The sequence below is a fragment of the Streptomyces sp. LZ34 genome (assembly GCF_053890475.1).
In genome coordinates this window covers 8,134,228-8,148,677 of the sequence record NZ_CM132680.1, presented here as the reverse complement: position 1 = coordinate 8,148,677, position 14,450 = coordinate 8,134,228, and the positions used below count along the sequence as shown (strand labels likewise).

Sequence of the window (14,450 nt, the reverse complement as noted above, 5' to 3'; positions counted from 1 at the left end):
GCCGCAGCCGGGGACGGCGCTGCGGCAGCGGCTCGCCGAGCTGCGCGGCCCGGCCACCACCCCGCACCCCCTGGACGCCCGCGCGCTGGCCGCGCTGGCCGCCAACCCCGGCTGCCGCCGCCGCGCGCTGCTGGACGGCGCGGGGGTCGACAAGCTCGCCCTGGCCGAGGCGCTGGGGGCGCCCGGGTCCTTCGGGCAGTCCCAGTTCGCCCACCAGCGGGGCAACACCTTCGAGGCCCGGGCCAAGGCGGACGGCGGCGAGGCGCTGATGCGGCTGCTGCACGAGCGCCTGCGGGACGGCTCGCCCGCGCCCGAGCCGGGCACCACCGCGGTCCCCGACCTGACCGCGGCCGGCCCGCAGGGCCGCACGGCGCGTACGGCGCTGGCCCTGCGGGAGGCCACGGAGGCCAAGGGCTGGGCGCTGCTCGACCACCCCATGGTGAGCCTGGACATCGCCGGCTCCCCCGCCTTCCTGGAGCCGGACGCGGTCGTGGTGCACCCCGACGGCTCCTGGACGGTCATCGAGATCAAGTCCTTCCCCATGGTGGACGGCTCGGCGGACCCGGCCAAGGTGGGCGCGGCGGCCCGGCAGGCCGCGGTGTACGCGCTGGCCCTGGGGCGGGTGGCTGCCCAGGCGCGCGCCCGGGTGCGGCATGAGGTGCTGCTGGTGTGCCCCAAGGACTTCTCCAACCTCCCCACCGCGGAACTCGTCGATGTGCGCAAGCAGCTGGCCGTCACCCGGCGGCAGCTGGCCCGCCTCACCCGGATCGAGGAGATCGCCGCCGCGCTCCCCGAAGGCCTCACCTTCGACCTGCGGCTCGCGGACGACGGCCGCACCGTGACCCGGCCGGTCGACGAGCTGATGGCCGCCGTGGACGTGGTGGACGCCGCCTACGCCCCGGAGTGCCTGTCCGCGTGTGAGCTGGCCGTCCACTGCCGGGCGCGGTGCCGTGCGGCGGGCGGCGTCGAGTCGCTGGGCCGTGGCGTACGGGGCGAGCTGGGCGGGCTGACGACCGTCGAGGCGGTGCTCGCCGCCGCCCTCGGCGAAGCCGACGGTGCCGAGCACCCGGCCCCGCCCACCGGCGACCCCGCGGTCGACGCCCTGCGCCGCGCGGCCGCCCTGCGCGCCGAGGCGCTGCGCGCCGCGCGGACGCCCAGCAAGGAGGCTGCGGAGGCAGTGGAGGCGGTGTGTCGCTGATCACCACCCTGGCCCGGATGGAAGCCGTCCGGGACGGGCGGGCGCGGCCTGTCGCGACGGTCCGCCATCGCCATCTGTCCGACCGGCCGCTGGTCTTCGTGCCGCTGACCACCGCGGGCGAGGCCGGCGCCCCCCTGGGCGCGCTGGTGGGGACCGAGCGGGACGCCCCGCGGCTGCTGGCCGTGGCGCAGCCGCGCGACCGCGACCTGCGGTTCGCCTTCCTCGCCGAGCTGGCGGAGGTGGTGCTGCCGTACCTGGACTCGTACGCGGACGAGGTCGACCTGGAGGAGCGCAAGGAGACCGACCCGGAGACCGGGAAGAAGGTGCCGGTCCAGGTCGAGCTGTGCGCGGACGCCCCGCAGCTGCTGGTGCCCAGCGGCGCGGCGCGCGAGTTCGTACGGCTGCTGGGCCGGTCGATGCGGTTTCGGCGGACGGCCGAGCAGGACCCGGAGACGCCCTTCCCCGCACCCGCGCGGGTGCCGCTGCTCGGGCGGTGGCTGACGCACTACGGGGAGCGGTCCCGGGTGCCCGGCTCGTGCCTGCTTCAGGCGATGACGGACCTGCTGACCCGTCACTGGGCGACCGGGCAGTCCAATCTGGAGGACCAGCACCTGGGCGCGCTGCTGGCCTGGATCGACCCGCCGGAGGGGGAGCCCGGGGACCGGGCGGCGCTGCGGGCCGAGTCGGAGCGGGACGCGGCCGGACAGCTGCTCTGCCCGCCCGCGGGCCCCGCCACCGACCCGGCCTTCGACAACAAGCTGCTGGCGCCCGCGATGGCCCGCTACGACGCGGCCCGTATGGCGGCCGCCGGGGCCGTGGACGGGGCCCGCGCGGAGCGGCACCACGCCGAGCTGCACCGCGCCGAGGCCGAGATCCGGGAGCTGATCGCCGCGCAGCTGCGGCCCACCTGGGACGCGGTGTGGCGGGGCCTCGACCTGCTGCGCGCCCTCCCGGAGGGGGCGCGGGTGGCCGACCGGTGGAAGCGGGACCGCTGGTCGTACACCGGCCACCGGGACCGGGTGGCCGCCGGCGAGCCGCCGCAGCCCAAGCGGGACGACGCGGTGACCGCCGCGCAGAAACTGGCCGCCCGCGAGACCGCGCAGGCGCAGCTGGAGGCGCAGGAGGCGCTGGACGACCCGCTGGTGATGGCGGGGCGGCGGCTGGCCGGGGAGGCGTTCGCCGGGGAGGTCGCCGAGGTGGTCATGGCCTGGTCGGAGGCGAAGGTCCCCCGCCCGCGCCCGCTGGTCACGGTCCGCACCGGGGACCGCCCGCACCTGGGCGAGGGCGTGAAGCTGTACCGCGTGCTGGCCGACGGCAGGACGCAGACCGGGGAGTTCGCGGGCCACGCCGCCCTCCACGACACAGACACGGACATGCCGGAGGACGATGAAGGCGCGCTGGTCGTGCGGTTGACCGGCGGCATGGGGCGGGGCAAGACCCCCGAGCAGGGGTCGGTGCCGGAGGCGGGCGACCGCGTGTGCTGGACCCTGTTCGAGCACGCCCCGCGCGGCGGCCCCGAACTGCCTGACGCGGAGAGCACGCCCTGGACCCACGGCGGCCCGCCCGACGCGGCCGCCGCGCAGGCCCCCGATCCGGTGACCGAGGAGGATTTCCTGTGACCGCCCCGAACCCGGCCGCGGAAGGCGCCCCGGCCGTGGGAGGCGCGTCCGTCACGCGGGCGGGCGCCGCCGCCGAGGCGTTCGACCCGGCGGCGTCCGCCGCGCGCGCGACGGACGCGATCCTGCACGACACGCTGCACGGCCCGCACCGCGGTGTGGTCGTGGACTCCCCGCCCGGCGCGGGCAAGTCGACGCTGGTGGTGCGCGCGGCCCGCGAGCTCGCGGCGGCCGGACGGCCGCTGATGGTGGTCGCGCAGACCAACGCCCAGGTGGACGACCTGGTGGACCGGCTGGCCCGGGAGGACCCGGAGCTGCCCGTGGGCCGGCTGCACAGCAGCGAGCCGCACCCGTACGACCCGGTGCTCGACGGGCACCCGGCCGTCCGCGCCTCGGCCAAGGTCGCGGACCTCGCCGGGCTCGACATCGTGGTCTCCACGGCCGCGAAGTGGGCGCATGTGAAGAACGTCGAGCCGTGGCGCCACGCGATCGTCGACGAGGCGTACCAGATGCGGTCGGACGCGCTGCTGGCCGTCGCGGGCCTCTTCGAACGGGCGCTGTTCGTCGGCGACCCCGGGCAGCTGGACCCGTTCAGCGTGGTGGGCGCGGAGCAGTGGGCGGGCCTGTCGTACGACCCGTCGGCGAGCGCGGTGACCACGCTGCTCGCGCACAACCCCCAGCTTCCGCAGCACCGGCTGCCGGTGTCCTGGCGGCTGCCCGCCTCCGCCGCGCCGCTGGTCTCGGACGCCTTCTACCCGTACACGCCCTTCCGCAGCGGCACGAGCCACGGCGACCGGCGGCTGCGCTTCGGCGTCCCCTCCGACGGCTCGGGCCCGGACCGGGTGCTGGACGAGGCCGCCGAGTCGGGGTGGGGGCTGCTGGAGCTGCCCGCCCGGCGGACGCCGCGTACGGACCCGGAGGCGATCGGCGCCGTGGCCCTGGTGGTGCGGCGGCTGCTGGACCGGGGCGGGGCCGCGGTCAGCGAGCGGTCGGCCGACCCGGTGCCGCTGACGGCGGACCGGATCGCGGTGGGCACCGCCCACCGGGACCAGGCGGCGGCCGTCCGGGTCGCCCTGGCCGACCTGGGGGTGACCGGGGTCACGGTCGACACTGCCAACCGGCTCCAGGGGCGTGAGTTCGATGTGACGGTGGTGCTGCATCCGCTGTCGGGGCGGCCGGACGCGACGGAGTTCCACCTGGAGACCGGTCGGCTGTGCGTGCTGGCATCCCGGCACCGGCACGCGTGCGTGGTGGTGTGCCGGGCGGGCGTGGCCGAGCTGCTGGACGAGCACCCGTCGACGGAGCCGGTGCAGCTGGGGGTCACGGTGAAGTTCCCGGATGGGTGGGAGGCCAACCACGCGGTCCTGGCTCACCTGGCGGAACACCGTGTGAGCTGGCGGCCGTGACCCCCCGCTCAGGGCACCTGCCCGGCAGACGATCAGCACGACGCGCCCCATCCGCCGGACGGAGGCCGGCACGCCGCCGGAGGCGGCCAACGGATACAGCCCGGATGGGTGGGAGGCCAACCACGCGGTCCTGGCTCACCTGGCGGAACACCGTGTGAGCTGGCGGCCGTGACCCCCCGCTCAGGGCACCTGCCCGGCAGACGATCAGCACGACGCGCCCCATCCGCCGGACGGAGGCCGGCACGCCGCCGGAGGCGGCCAACGGATACAGCCCGGATGGGTGGGAGGCCAACCACGCGGTCCTGGCTCACCTGGCGGAACACCGTGTCAGCTGGCGGCCATCGGGTATGTCCTGAGGCGCTCTTGCCCCACGCGCGACAATGGGGGGAGAGAACAAGACAGCTCGGCCGATAAGGCCCATGGGTCCGACGACGCACGAGGAGAGATCACATGCCCGAGCCGCATCCGGCTCAAGGCCCACACGGCACCGCGCCCCGGCGGCTGAAACCCGCACCCCTGCTGTTCGAACCCACCGCGGCCGCCGCGGACGAGGCGCACTTCTTCGACCTGGAGTCCATCGAGGACCCGCGTGAGCTGCTGTCCCGCTCCACGGAACTCGTACTCGCCTTCCGCGCGGCGACCGACCGCGCCATGGAGTTCCAGGCGATGGCGGCGGCCCAACTCGCCGATCCGCGGCGGTTCGACCGGCTGACCCCGGCCGTGATCGCGGAGCGGGCGGAGTGGACCGAGGACTACGCCAAGAAGATGGTCGAATTCGGCCGCGAGCTGATGCGGGGCGGCGACGCGACGGACTGATCGCGACGATCTTCCGCTATACATAGCCGCTGTTACTAGCCGCTAAGTGGCCGTTGGCATATGCGGGCGGAAGATACCGCACCCCCCATCGTCACGTACCGGTTTTATCTCATCCCCCTACGTAACCTCCTCCACCGGTAAGTGTAGAAACATGAGCAGATGGCCTCGGGACTCACATCACGCCGCCGCCTATGTCACCCCCGCCGGAGCGGACTGGCTCGCTTCGGCCAGCGCCTGCCCCCGTAGCGTGCACGCGCTGTGGGCGCAGCGCCCCACCATGCCCGTCACCCTGCCGTGCGGCACCGCCTTCGACGTGGTCAGCATGGACGCCCTCTTCGGCCGCAGGGTGGTGAGCCGGTTATGGACCGACGGGCCGGGCACCGGCCCGGTGGCGACCCAGCGCGGGCGCGTCATGCTGTTCGCCGCTCCGGGCGCGGCCCGGCGGCTTGCCGCGCTGCTCGGCTGGGAGGAGTGGGCGGCGTCCGCCCCGCCGCTGCTCTGTTACAGCTGGGGCGACGCGGTGACCGTTCCGCCGCCGTACCCCGAGGAGACGCCCGCCGCCGCCACCGGCCGCTGGCTGGTCGCCCCCGACGTCCGGCGCCCCTGGCTGCCCGGCCCCGAGGCGCTGTTATGGGCGTGCGTACGGGCTGCTCGCGCGGCCTCCCAGCTCCTCGGCCGCACCCCTGTGACCAGCGCACCCGCCGTTTTTCCGGGGTGACGGATATCGATTTTCACTCCGCCGGATCCGGGTGCTAAGGTCTTCTACGTCAGCAGGCGCCGCTAGCTCAGTTGGTTAGAGCAGCTGACTCTTAATCAGCGGGTCCGGGGTTCGAGTCCCTGGCGGCGCACAGACAGCGTGAAGGCCCCCTCGTTTCGACGAGGGGGCCTTCACGTTCAGTGCTCGTGGGTGACAGTCTGTGCCGCCGCCTCCCGGATCTCGTGGAGCAGCTCCGCCTGGCGCAGCACGGCGGCCCGGCCGTCCCGTGCCTCCCGGCCGCCCTGGGCGTCCCGGACGGCCCGTACGAAGGCGGCGAGGGTGTTCGCCACCTGGTCGTCACGCGCCACCCGCAGCTCCTCGTCGCCGTCCGCGCGCCGCAGCCGGACCTTGGGGTCGAAGTCGGCGGGCGGGGTGTAGGCGCGCTCCACGCTCAGCCGCCCCTCGGTGCCCCACAGCTCGTACCTGGCCACGTAGGGGTGGTCGAGGCCGAAGGTCAGCTGGGCGGTGACCCCCTCGGGCGTGTGCAGCACGGCGGCCCCGGAGGTGTCGACCCGCCGTCCCTCGCCGTGGGTGAGCACCGCGCCCGCGACCCGCAGCTCCGGGCCCAGGAAGTGCAGCGCCGCGCGCACCGGGTACACGCCGACGTCCCACAGCGCGCCACCGCCCAGGTCGGGGCTGTAGCGGATGTCCGTGTCCTGGAGCCGGGGGATGGCGAACGCCGCGTGCATCGCGCGCAGTTCACCGATCGCGCCCTCGGCGAGCGCGGTGCGCACGGCCGCGTGCTGGCCGTGGTGGACGAACATCACGTTCTCCATCAGCACCAGGCCGAGCTCGCGGGCGAGGGCCAGCAGCTCGGCGGTGCGTGCCCGGTCGGTGGTGAGCGGCTTCTCCGCCAGCACATGCTTGCCCGCGCGCAGCGCCGCCTCCACCCACCGCGCGTGCAGGGCGGCGGGCAGCGGTACGTACACCGCCTCCACCTCCTCCAGCGCCAGCAGCTCCGCGTACCCGGTCACCGGGCGGCAGCCGTACATCCGCGCCGTCTCCACGGCCTTGGCCGCGTCCCGGCTGGCCACCGCCACGACCTCGGCGCCGGGCGCGGCCATCATGGCCGGCAGCATCCGGCGGCGCGCGAAGCCGGCACAGCCCAGCACCCCGACGCGCAGCTCGGCGTCGCTCATCGGCCGTCCCCTCCCATCGCTCCCAAACAAGCCAGCAGCGTACGTGCCTGGACGTTGACGTAGTGGCCGTGCCGGACCAGCGAGCGCAGCTGGGCCGGGGTGACCCAGCGGTATCCCGGTGGCGGGTCCAGCGGGGCGTCGTCGGACTCCACGACCAGGGTGCGGCTCTCCGCGTTCAGAAACCTCCCGCCCTCCTCCGAGTGCACCGCCTCGTACCGCACCCGGCCGCTGCGCGGGGCGAGGACCAGGTCGAGGAAGGGCGGCCGGTCCGCGGACGGCAGATGGTCCCAGTTCCCGGGGGTGCACTGGACGGTGGGGCCGAGCTCCACCGTGTCGAGGAAGCCGCCCTCGACGCGCGCGTGCGCGAGCACATGCAGGACGCCGCCGATCCGCCGCGCCACGAACGCCGTGACCCCGGGCCCCACCGGCTCGAACAGCGGCTGGGTCCAGCTGCTCACCTCGCGGCTGCCGGCCCGCACCGACACCGCCACCACCTTGAAGTACCTGCCTTCCTCGTGGTCGACGGACCGCTCGCCGCGCACCCAGCCGGGCACCGAGGCCAGCGGGATGCGCTCGGCCCGCAGATCGCGCCGGGAGCGCTCGCCGGTGAACCAGGACAGCAGCTCGGTGTCGGTGTGCAGCGCGCGCTCCCCGTCGCCGGGTCCGTGCCCGGTCCCCAGCTCCGGTCCGTACTCCGGCATGCAGGACAGCACCGTGCGCGCGTCCATGTTGATGACCAGGTCCCGGTGCAGCAGTTCATTGATCTGCCCCAGGGTCAGCCAGCAGAAGTCGTCGTCCAACGGGACGTCGTCCAACGCCTCGACGATCATGTTGCGGTTGCTCTTGCGGTAGAACCACGAGCCGTGCTCGGACTGGAGGGCGTCGGCCATGACCCGGCCGCGCCCGGGCCGGACGAAGTAGTCCAGGTACTTCACGTCCAGGCCCTTGTGCACCTTGGTGTAGTTGCTGCGGGTCGCCTGCACGGTGGGCGACAGCTGTAGCAGGTTGGGGTTGCCCGGCTCCATCTTGGCCTGCATGAGGAAGTGCAGCACCCCGTCGAACTCCTTGGCCAGGATGCCGAGAATGCCCACCTCGGGCTGGACGATGATCGGCTGGTGCCAGTTGCGGTACGGGCCCTCGTCGGTGCCGGCGGACAGCCCCTCCACGGTGAAGAAGCGCCCGCTGCGGTGCACCAGATTGCCGGTGCCGGACTCGAACGACCAGCCGTCCAGCTCGGCGAACGGAATCCGGTCCACGCTGAAGTCGTGGGCGCGCCCGCGGGCGGCGAGCCAGCCGCCGAAGTCCTCTGTACGCAGCTGGACCCCCTGGCCCGCGGCGGCCGACCGGGCCAGCCGGGAGGGCAGCCCGGGGTCCTCCCGGGACCGCAGTACGGGGCGGGTCGGCAGGCTGGTGGTCGACACGGGGCGGCTCCTTGGGCTGGAGAACGTGTGGGTGTGGGTGGCGGCGGTGCCGGTGTGGCCTTGTGTCGTGTGCCTATGGTGCATGCGAGGCTTGTGCCGGGCTTACCAGCCAGGTCACCGCCTCGTCCGGCCCCGGCATCGACAGCACCTCGGCGCGCAGTTCGCGCGCGGCGGCGGCGTACGAGGGCTGCTCCAGCAGCGCCGACAGCTCGGCGAAGAGGCGGGCGGGCGAGGCGCCCACGGGAGCGAGGCGCCCGGCGCCCGCGTGGGCGAGCCGCGCCCCGTTGAGCTGCTGCTCCGGGCGCGGCGCGACGACCAGCTGCGGCACCCCCGCCGCGGCGGCGGCCACGACGGCCGTACCGCCGCCCTGGTGGAGCACCGCCCGACAGCCTGCCGGCAGCCGGTACGGCGGCCCGGCCGCGCCCCGCGCCCCCGCGCCCGCGCCCGCGCCCGACCACGTCACCACCTCCGCGCCGCGCGCCCCGGCGTGCCGCAGGGCGGCGCGTACGGCCTCCGGCGGGCCCCCGGCGTCGTCCCAGGCGACACAGACCCGCGGCGCGGCCCCGCCCTGCTCGCCCGGCACTCCCTGCTCGCCCGGCGCTCCCTGTTCGTCCGGCACACAGCGCACCGCCATCCGCCGCGCCGGCGAGGGCAGGGTCAGGCTCGGCGGGCACGGGTCCAGCCACAGGTCGGGCTCGTGCGCCGGGTCCACGCCGTAACGCCGCATCAGGCGGGCGTAGCCGGGCAGCGGCGGGCCGTGCAGATCCTGCCGGTCCAGCCGGAGTACGGCCGCGCTCCCCCACATCTGGCCGACCGCGGGCACCCCCAGCACCGCCGCGGCCACCGTGCCCGCGTACGCGCTCGCGTCGTGCACCACCAGGCCGGGCTGCCAGCAGCGGGCGAAGGCCACCAGGCCCTGCGCCATCGCCTCGGCGATCCGCACCTGCTTGTCGCCGAGCGCACGGAGCAGGCCACGCTGCTCCGCGCCGAGCCCCGCGGGCCGCACCGGCCAGTCGGCGGGCCAGCTTCCGATGCGGCGGGGCACCGCGCCGGCGGCCCCGGACGCCTTGGGCAGGGTGCCGACCGGGACGGGGACCAGACCGGCATGCGCGACGGCCGCCGCACAGCCGGACGGCACCGCGACCCGCACCTGGTGGCCGGCCGCCGCGAACGCCCGCGCGAGCGGCACCATCGGGGCGAGGTGCCCGCCCGAGGACCAGGTGGTGAACAGAACACGCACGGGACTCCTCCGGAGGTTCGAGAGAGCGATGACCTGGGGGCCGCTCAACGCCCGCCGGACACCGTCAACACCTCGCCGGTGATGTTGCCGTTGGCGGCCGAGCACAGGAACAACAGCGCCCGGGCGATGTCCTCGGGGGTGCTCAGCCGCCCGGTGGGCGTGGCGGCGAGCTCCCGCTCCCGGACCGCGCCCGGCAGCCCGGCGCGCACCCGCTCGGTCGTGGTCAGGCCCGGGCACACGACGTTGACCAGCACCCCGTCGCCGCCCAGGTCCCACATCAGGCTCCGGGCCAGGCCGTGCAGCCCGGCCTTCGCCGCGCCGTAGAACTCCTGGCCGCGGGCGCCGTCCAGCGCGTTGTGCGAGGAGACCAGCGCGATCCGGCCCCAGCCGCGCTCGCGCATCCCGGCGACGGCGCACTGGACCGTACGGATCGCGGGCGCCAGGTTGTCCGAGACGACCGGCAGCCACTCCTCTTCCGGTACGTCCTCGAACCGCTCGCGCGGCCCTCGCCGCAGCCCCCACCGCCACGCGTTCGCCACCAGCACGTCCAGGCGGCCCCAGCGCCGCTCCACCGCGGCCACCACCCATCGCGGCGAGGCGGAGTCGTCCAGCGCGTACGGCACGGCGAACGCCCGGCTCCCGCCGGCCTCCCCGGCGAGCTCGGCGGCGAACGCCTCGGCCGCCTCGCGCTGATGGCGGTAGGCCACCGCGACCCGCGCGCCCTGCTCGGCGAAGGCGCGCGCGGTGGCCCGCCCGATGCCGCCGGTGGCGCCGGTGACCAGGACCGTACGTCCCTCCAGGCCGAGGTCCATCACGCTCTGGCCGCCTGGTGTCCGGGCGCCGACCGCGCTCGCGCCCCGACCGCGCCCGGCGTCGCGCGGGCCGCCACGAACTCGCGGATGGACGCCACGACGTAGTCGAGCATCTCCTCGGTCAGGCCGGGATAGACCCCGACCCAGAAGGTCCGCTCGGTGATCAGATCGCTGTTGCCGAGGTCCCCGGACACCCGGTGCGGCAGCCCGCTGTACGCCGGGTGCCGGGTGAGGTTGCCCGCGAACAGCAGGCGCGTGCCGATCCGCCGGGACTCCAGGAAGTCCACCAGCTCGGCGCGGCCGAACGGGGCCCCCGGCGCCACCGTGAGGACGAACCCGAACCAGCTGGGGTCGCTGCGCGGGGTGGCCTCGGGCAGCAGCAGGTGTGGCACACCGTCCAGGCCCTCGCGCAGCCGCCGCCAGTTGCGGCGGCGCGCCGCGCCGAAGTCGTCGAGCTTGGCCAGCTGGGTCAGCCCGAGCGCCGCCTGTAGATCGGTGGCCTTCAGGTTGTAACCGACGTGGGAGAAGATGTACTTGTGGTCGTAGCCCGCGGGCAGCGTCCCCATCTGGTAGTCGAAGCGCTTGAGGCACTTGTTGGACTCGCCCGGCTCGCACCAGCAGTCCCGGCCCCAGTCCCGCAGCGACTCCACGATCCGCGCCAGCGCCAGGTTCGAGGTCAGCACACAGCCGCCCTCCCCCATCGTGATGTGGTGCGCGGGATAGAAGCTCACGGTGGTCAGATCGCCGAAGGTGCCGGTGAGTCGGCCGTCGTAGCGGGAGCCCACCGCGTCGCAGTTGTCCTCGATGAGGAACAGCTCGCGCTGCTCGGCCAGTTCGGCCAGCTCGGTCGCCGGGAACGGGTTGCCCAGCGCGTGGGCGACGGCGATGGCGCGGGTGCGCGGGCCGATGGCGGCGGCGACCCGCTCGGCGGTGGTGTTGTACGTGCCGAGGTCGACATCGACGAAGACCGGCACCAGGCCGTTCTGGAGGATCGGGTTGACAGTGGTGGGGAAGCCCGCCGCGACGGTGATCACCTCATCCCCCGGCCGCAGCCGCCGGTCCTCCAGCTGCGGTGAGGTCAGCGCGGCGACGGCCAGCAGATTCGCCGAGGAGCCCGAGTTCGTCAGATGCGCCTTGCGCAGCCCCAGTTTGCGGGCGAACGCGGACTCGAACTTGCGCGAGCTGCGCCCCGCGGCGATCCGCATCTCCAGCGCGGCCTCCACCAGCGACACCCGGTCGTCCTCGTCCAGCACCGCGCCGGACGGCCAGATCTCGGTGACTCCGGGGACGAACGCCCGGCGGGGCTCCCGCTGCTGCTCCCGCTCCTGGTGGTACTTGCGGACCTCATCGAGAACAAGCGCCCTGTGGTCGCTCATCGCCATGTCCTTCCTGTCCGTAACCGCTCACCGCCGGCCACCGCTGTGCCCGTCATCCGTTCCGTACGGGCCGGACACTCCCGCCCCCGGCTCGAACCGCTCTCGACACCCGGTCGGGCGGCAGCCCCGCGGCGGTCAGCTGGTCCCGCAGCGAGCGGTCGGCGCGGTACCTCGGCCGCCAACCCAGCAGCCGCCGCGCCGCGGAGATGTCCAACAGCTGCCAGTCGGCGCTCCGAGCAGCCCGCGGGCTCCCGGGTCCGCCCAGGCCGCCCCGGCTCCCGGGGCTCTCCGGCCGGCTGCCGGGCTCCTCCACCACCGGTACGCCGAGCCCGCTGAGCTCGATCATCCGGTCGACGAGCTCACGCACCGCCGTCGCCCGCCCCGAGCCGATGTTGACGACCGCACCGAGGGTGGCGTCGGCCCGCGCCGCCCTCGGCGCGGTCGCCGCGGCCAGGACCGCCTGCCCGACGTCCCTGATGTCCACGAAGTCCCGCCGCGCGTCCAGCGGGGCCAGCCGCAGAGCGCTCTCCGCCGACCGGCCGCGCGCCGTCTCGGCCAGGTGGTGAGCAACTGCGCCCAGCAGGCTGGTGCGGGGCGCGCCGGGGCCGTAGACGTTGGCGATCCGCAGCACCGTCCCGTCCACCGCGCCGACCCGCGCCGCGCGCAGGACCTCCTGTGCGCCGAGCAGCTTCGTACGCCCGTACGCGGAGACCGGCGCGGGCGGCAGGCCCTCGGTGACCGCCGTGCCCGGCGCCACCGGGCCGTACTCGTGGACCGTGCCCAGCTGGACCAGCCGGGGCCGGTGGGCCAGCTGGGAGATGGCCTCCACCACCCCGCGCACCAGCCCGGCGTTGGCCGCCCCCAGTTCCTCCTCGGCACCGCCCCAGGCCAGGCCTGCGGCGTTGACGACGATGTCCGCCCCCGCCCCGGCCAGCACACCGGCGAGGCGCGCGGGCGGTGTGCGGGTCAGGTCCAGGGGGATGTGGCGACCGTCGGAGAGCCGGCCGGCCGCGGCGCGCGAGACGGTGAGCACCCGCGCGCGCTCCGCCTCGAAGACCTCGCTGACGCGGCGCCCGAGCGAGCCGGTGCCCCCGAGTACGACGACCGACATCCCGGCGGCCTGCGACACCATCGGCGTCTCCTCACGGCAGTTCATTTCCTTCGACAGCCTCGCCATCGTCCTCGACCTGACTCGAGTCCTCCTCGACCCGCACCGCCTACCGTCCGGCGACCATGGAGATCCATGAGACCGCCGTGCCGGACGCCTACCGCGTGGTGCCGCGCCTCCACACCGACGAGCGCGGCAGCTTCTTCGAGTCGTACGCGTACGGCGAGCTGGCCCGTCAGACCGGCCATGTGTTCGTCCCGTTGCAGGTCAACTACTCGGTGTCGGCCCGCAATACACTGCGCGGCCTGCACGGTGTGCGGCTGCCGCCCGGCCAGGCCAAGTTCGTGACGTGTGTGCGCGGGGCCCTGATCGATGTCGTGGTGGACCTGCGGCTGGGGTCGCCCACCTTCGGCGCGTACGACACGAACACGCTCGACGCCGCCCAGGGCACCGCGGTGTACGTCGCCGAGGGCCTCGGCCACGGCTTCGTGGCGCTCACCGACGACACCTGCATCAGCTATCTGTGCTCGACGCAGTACGTCCCCGGCACCCAGATCGACCTCCAGCCGCTCGACCCCGCCCTCGGGCTGCCGTGGCACCTCGGGCTCACCGACGAGCCCCTGATCTCGGAGAAGGACGCCCGCGCCCCGTCCCTGGCCGAGGCCGCCGACCAGGGACTGCTGGCCACCTACGACAGCTGCCGCGAGCTCTACGAACGGCAGCTGCGCGCCGCGGGCACAACCGAGCCGGTGACGCAGGTCGTGGCGAAGGCGTCGAGGACCCGCCGGTAGTAGCCGGGGCCGAAGCCCATCCGGGCCGTCTGGGGGACCAGGGCCCGCAGCTTCTCGGTGGAGATGACGTGCTGGGCCCCGGCCTCCCGGTACTCCCGGTCCGCCACCAGGCCCAGCCGTCGCTCCAGGTGGTCGACGATCCGCTCCACCGGAACCGCCTCCCCGGAGGCCACGTTCACCGTCTCGCCCCGCAGGTCCTGGGCCAGCAGCAGGTCGATGACGCGCACGACGTCCACCACGTCGATCAGATCCCGCGCCGCCCCCTTGTGGATACGGACCCGGCCCTCCCGCATCTGCCGCACCAGCGCGGGCAGCAGCTGGTGCGGCGGCTGCCCGGGGCCGACCAGATGGCCGAGGCGCAGCACCAGCCAGTCGGCCCCTGAGGCGTGCAACTGCCGCTCCAGGCCCAGCTTGTGCGCCCCGTACGGGGTGCAGGGGGCGATCGCGCTGTCCTCCCGCCCGGGGCCGTCCACCGCGCCGTACATCCCGGTGGCGGCGGTGGAGAAGAACAGCAACCGCCGCCCGGTGGCCCGGCACCCTCGCGCCACCTCCCGCAGCAGCGCCGCCTCCCGCGCGAAGTCCGCGTCCGAGGTGCCGCTCGCCCAGGACACACCGGCCGCGAGGACCACGGTGTCCGGGTGCTGATGGGCGATCGGCTCAAGGCTCCGGGCGAGGAACCCGTTTCCCACAATCTCCATAGCCACGTCCTGAAATGAGAGTCGGTGCGGTAGGTCGGGGGCCGGTAGGTGAGGGGTGGTGCGGTAGGTGGG

The 14,450-nt window shown here is 74.8% G+C and carries 13 protein-coding genes and 1 tRNA gene; 7 read left to right on the top strand and 7 right to left on the bottom strand.

Annotated features, from left to right (window positions below; genetic code table 11):
• The first annotated feature begins 19 nt into the window (after positions 1–19).
• The 6 genes from ACWY4P_RS34325 to ACWY4P_RS34300 all read left to right on the top strand — a co-directional run bounded on the left by ACWY4P_RS34325 (position 20) and on the right by ACWY4P_RS34300 (position 5,884).
• Positions 20–1,198: a hypothetical protein gene (locus ACWY4P_RS34325; RefSeq protein WP_456213157.1), complete on the top strand. Its 1,179-nt coding sequence runs from the start codon at positions 20–22 to the stop codon at positions 1,196–1,198.
• Entirely contained in the window at positions 1,189–2,817 is a 1,629-nt protein-coding gene (locus ACWY4P_RS34320) for a hypothetical protein (protein ID WP_456204428.1), read from the top strand. Before ACWY4P_RS34325 ends, ACWY4P_RS34320 begins: the two co-directional genes overlap by 10 nt.
• 35 nt (positions 2,818–2,852) lie before the next feature.
• Positions 2,853–4,220, top strand: a complete 1,368-nt coding sequence (locus ACWY4P_RS34315) for an AAA domain-containing protein (RefSeq protein WP_456213156.1) — start codon at positions 2,853–2,855, stop codon at positions 4,218–4,220.
• A gap of 450 nt (positions 4,221–4,670) precedes the next feature.
• A complete protein-coding gene (locus ACWY4P_RS34310) occupies positions 4,671–5,036 on the top strand; it encodes a hypothetical protein (protein WP_456204427.1) in 366 nt (121 codons plus the stop codon).
• A 151-nt stretch (positions 5,037–5,187) separates the two neighbouring features.
• On the top strand, positions 5,188–5,754 hold the full coding sequence (locus ACWY4P_RS34305) for a bifunctional DNA primase/polymerase (RefSeq protein ID WP_456204426.1): 567 nt from the start codon (positions 5,188–5,190) through the stop codon (positions 5,752–5,754).
• A gap of 56 nt (positions 5,755–5,810) precedes the next feature.
• Positions 5,811–5,884, top strand: a tRNA-Lys gene (locus tag ACWY4P_RS34300).
• Positions 5,885–5,930: 46 nt separating this feature from the next.
• On the opposite strand, the gene ACWY4P_RS34295 is transcribed toward ACWY4P_RS34300, so the two are convergent.
• The 6 genes from ACWY4P_RS34295 to ACWY4P_RS34270 form a co-directional block, all read right to left on the bottom strand.
• Positions 5,931–6,932, bottom strand: a complete 1,002-nt coding sequence (locus ACWY4P_RS34295; RefSeq protein WP_456204425.1) for a Gfo/Idh/MocA family protein — start codon at positions 6,930–6,932, stop codon at positions 5,931–5,933.
• Complete coding sequence (locus ACWY4P_RS34290; RefSeq protein ID WP_456204424.1) at positions 6,929–8,353, bottom strand: NDP-hexose 2,3-dehydratase family protein; 1,425 nt, start codon at positions 8,351–8,353, stop codon at positions 6,929–6,931. The genes ACWY4P_RS34295 and ACWY4P_RS34290 overlap by 4 nt, the downstream gene beginning before the upstream one ends.
• A 73-nt stretch (positions 8,354–8,426) precedes the next feature.
• Positions 8,427–9,593: a nucleotide disphospho-sugar-binding domain-containing protein gene (locus ACWY4P_RS34285; protein WP_456204423.1), complete on the bottom strand. Its 1,167-nt coding sequence runs from the start codon at positions 9,591–9,593 to the stop codon at positions 8,427–8,429.
• Between the two features lie 44 nt (positions 9,594–9,637).
• The gene (locus ACWY4P_RS34280) at positions 9,638–10,405 is read right to left on the bottom strand and encodes an SDR family NAD(P)-dependent oxidoreductase (protein WP_456213155.1); all 768 of its coding nucleotides are present in this window, start codon (positions 10,403–10,405) and stop codon (positions 9,638–9,640) included.
• Positions 10,405–11,781, bottom strand: coding sequence for a lipopolysaccharide biosynthesis protein RfbH (gene rfbH / locus ACWY4P_RS34275; RefSeq protein ID WP_456204422.1), 1,377 nt, complete (start codon positions 11,779–11,781; stop codon positions 10,405–10,407). Before rfbH ends, ACWY4P_RS34280 begins: the two co-directional genes overlap by 1 nt.
• A gap of 52 nt (positions 11,782–11,833) precedes the next feature.
• On the bottom strand, positions 11,834–12,913 hold the full coding sequence (locus tag ACWY4P_RS34270) for an NAD-dependent epimerase/dehydratase family protein (protein ID WP_456204421.1): 1,080 nt from the start codon (positions 12,911–12,913) through the stop codon (positions 11,834–11,836).
• A 101-nt stretch (positions 12,914–13,014) separates the two neighbouring features.
• Between ACWY4P_RS34270 and ACWY4P_RS34265 the strand changes: the two genes are divergently transcribed.
• Positions 13,015–13,680, top strand: coding sequence for a dTDP-4-dehydrorhamnose 3,5-epimerase family protein (locus ACWY4P_RS34265; protein WP_456204420.1), 666 nt, complete (start codon positions 13,015–13,017; stop codon positions 13,678–13,680).
• Here ACWY4P_RS34265 and ACWY4P_RS34260 read toward each other — a convergent pair.
• Positions 13,599–14,378 (bottom strand): NAD-dependent epimerase/dehydratase family protein, encoded by a 780-nt coding sequence (locus ACWY4P_RS34260; protein ID WP_456204419.1) that lies wholly within the window; start codon positions 14,376–14,378, stop codon positions 13,599–13,601. The two genes, ACWY4P_RS34265 and ACWY4P_RS34260, sit on opposite strands and share 82 nt — an antisense overlap.
• Positions 14,379–14,450: the final 72 nt, after the last annotated feature.

Coding starts and splice junctions, on each gene's coding strand:
- ACWY4P_RS34310 (WP_456204427.1), top strand. CDS start 4,671: ATGCCCGAGCCGCATCCGGCTCAAGGCCCACACGGCACCGCGCCCCGG.
- ACWY4P_RS34305 (WP_456204426.1), top strand. CDS start 5,188: ATGAGCAGATGGCCTCGGGACTCACATCACGCCGCCGCCTATGTCACC.
- ACWY4P_RS34295 (WP_456204425.1), bottom strand. CDS start 6,932: ATGAGCGACGCCGAGCTGCGCGTCGGGGTGCTGGGCTGTGCCGGCTTC.
- ACWY4P_RS34280 (WP_456213155.1), bottom strand. CDS start 10,405: ATGGACCTCGGCCTGGAGGGACGTACGGTCCTGGTCACCGGCGCCACC.
- rfbH (WP_456204422.1), bottom strand. CDS start 11,781: ATGAGCGACCACAGGGCGCTTGTTCTCGATGAGGTCCGCAAGTACCAC.
- ACWY4P_RS34270 (WP_456204421.1), bottom strand. CDS start 12,913: ATGGTGTCGCAGGCCGCCGGGATGTCGGTCGTCGTACTCGGGGGCACC.
- ACWY4P_RS34265 (WP_456204420.1), top strand. CDS start 13,015: ATGGAGATCCATGAGACCGCCGTGCCGGACGCCTACCGCGTGGTGCCG.
- ACWY4P_RS34260 (WP_456204419.1), bottom strand. CDS start 14,378: ATGGAGATTGTGGGAAACGGGTTCCTCGCCCGGAGCCTTGAGCCGATC.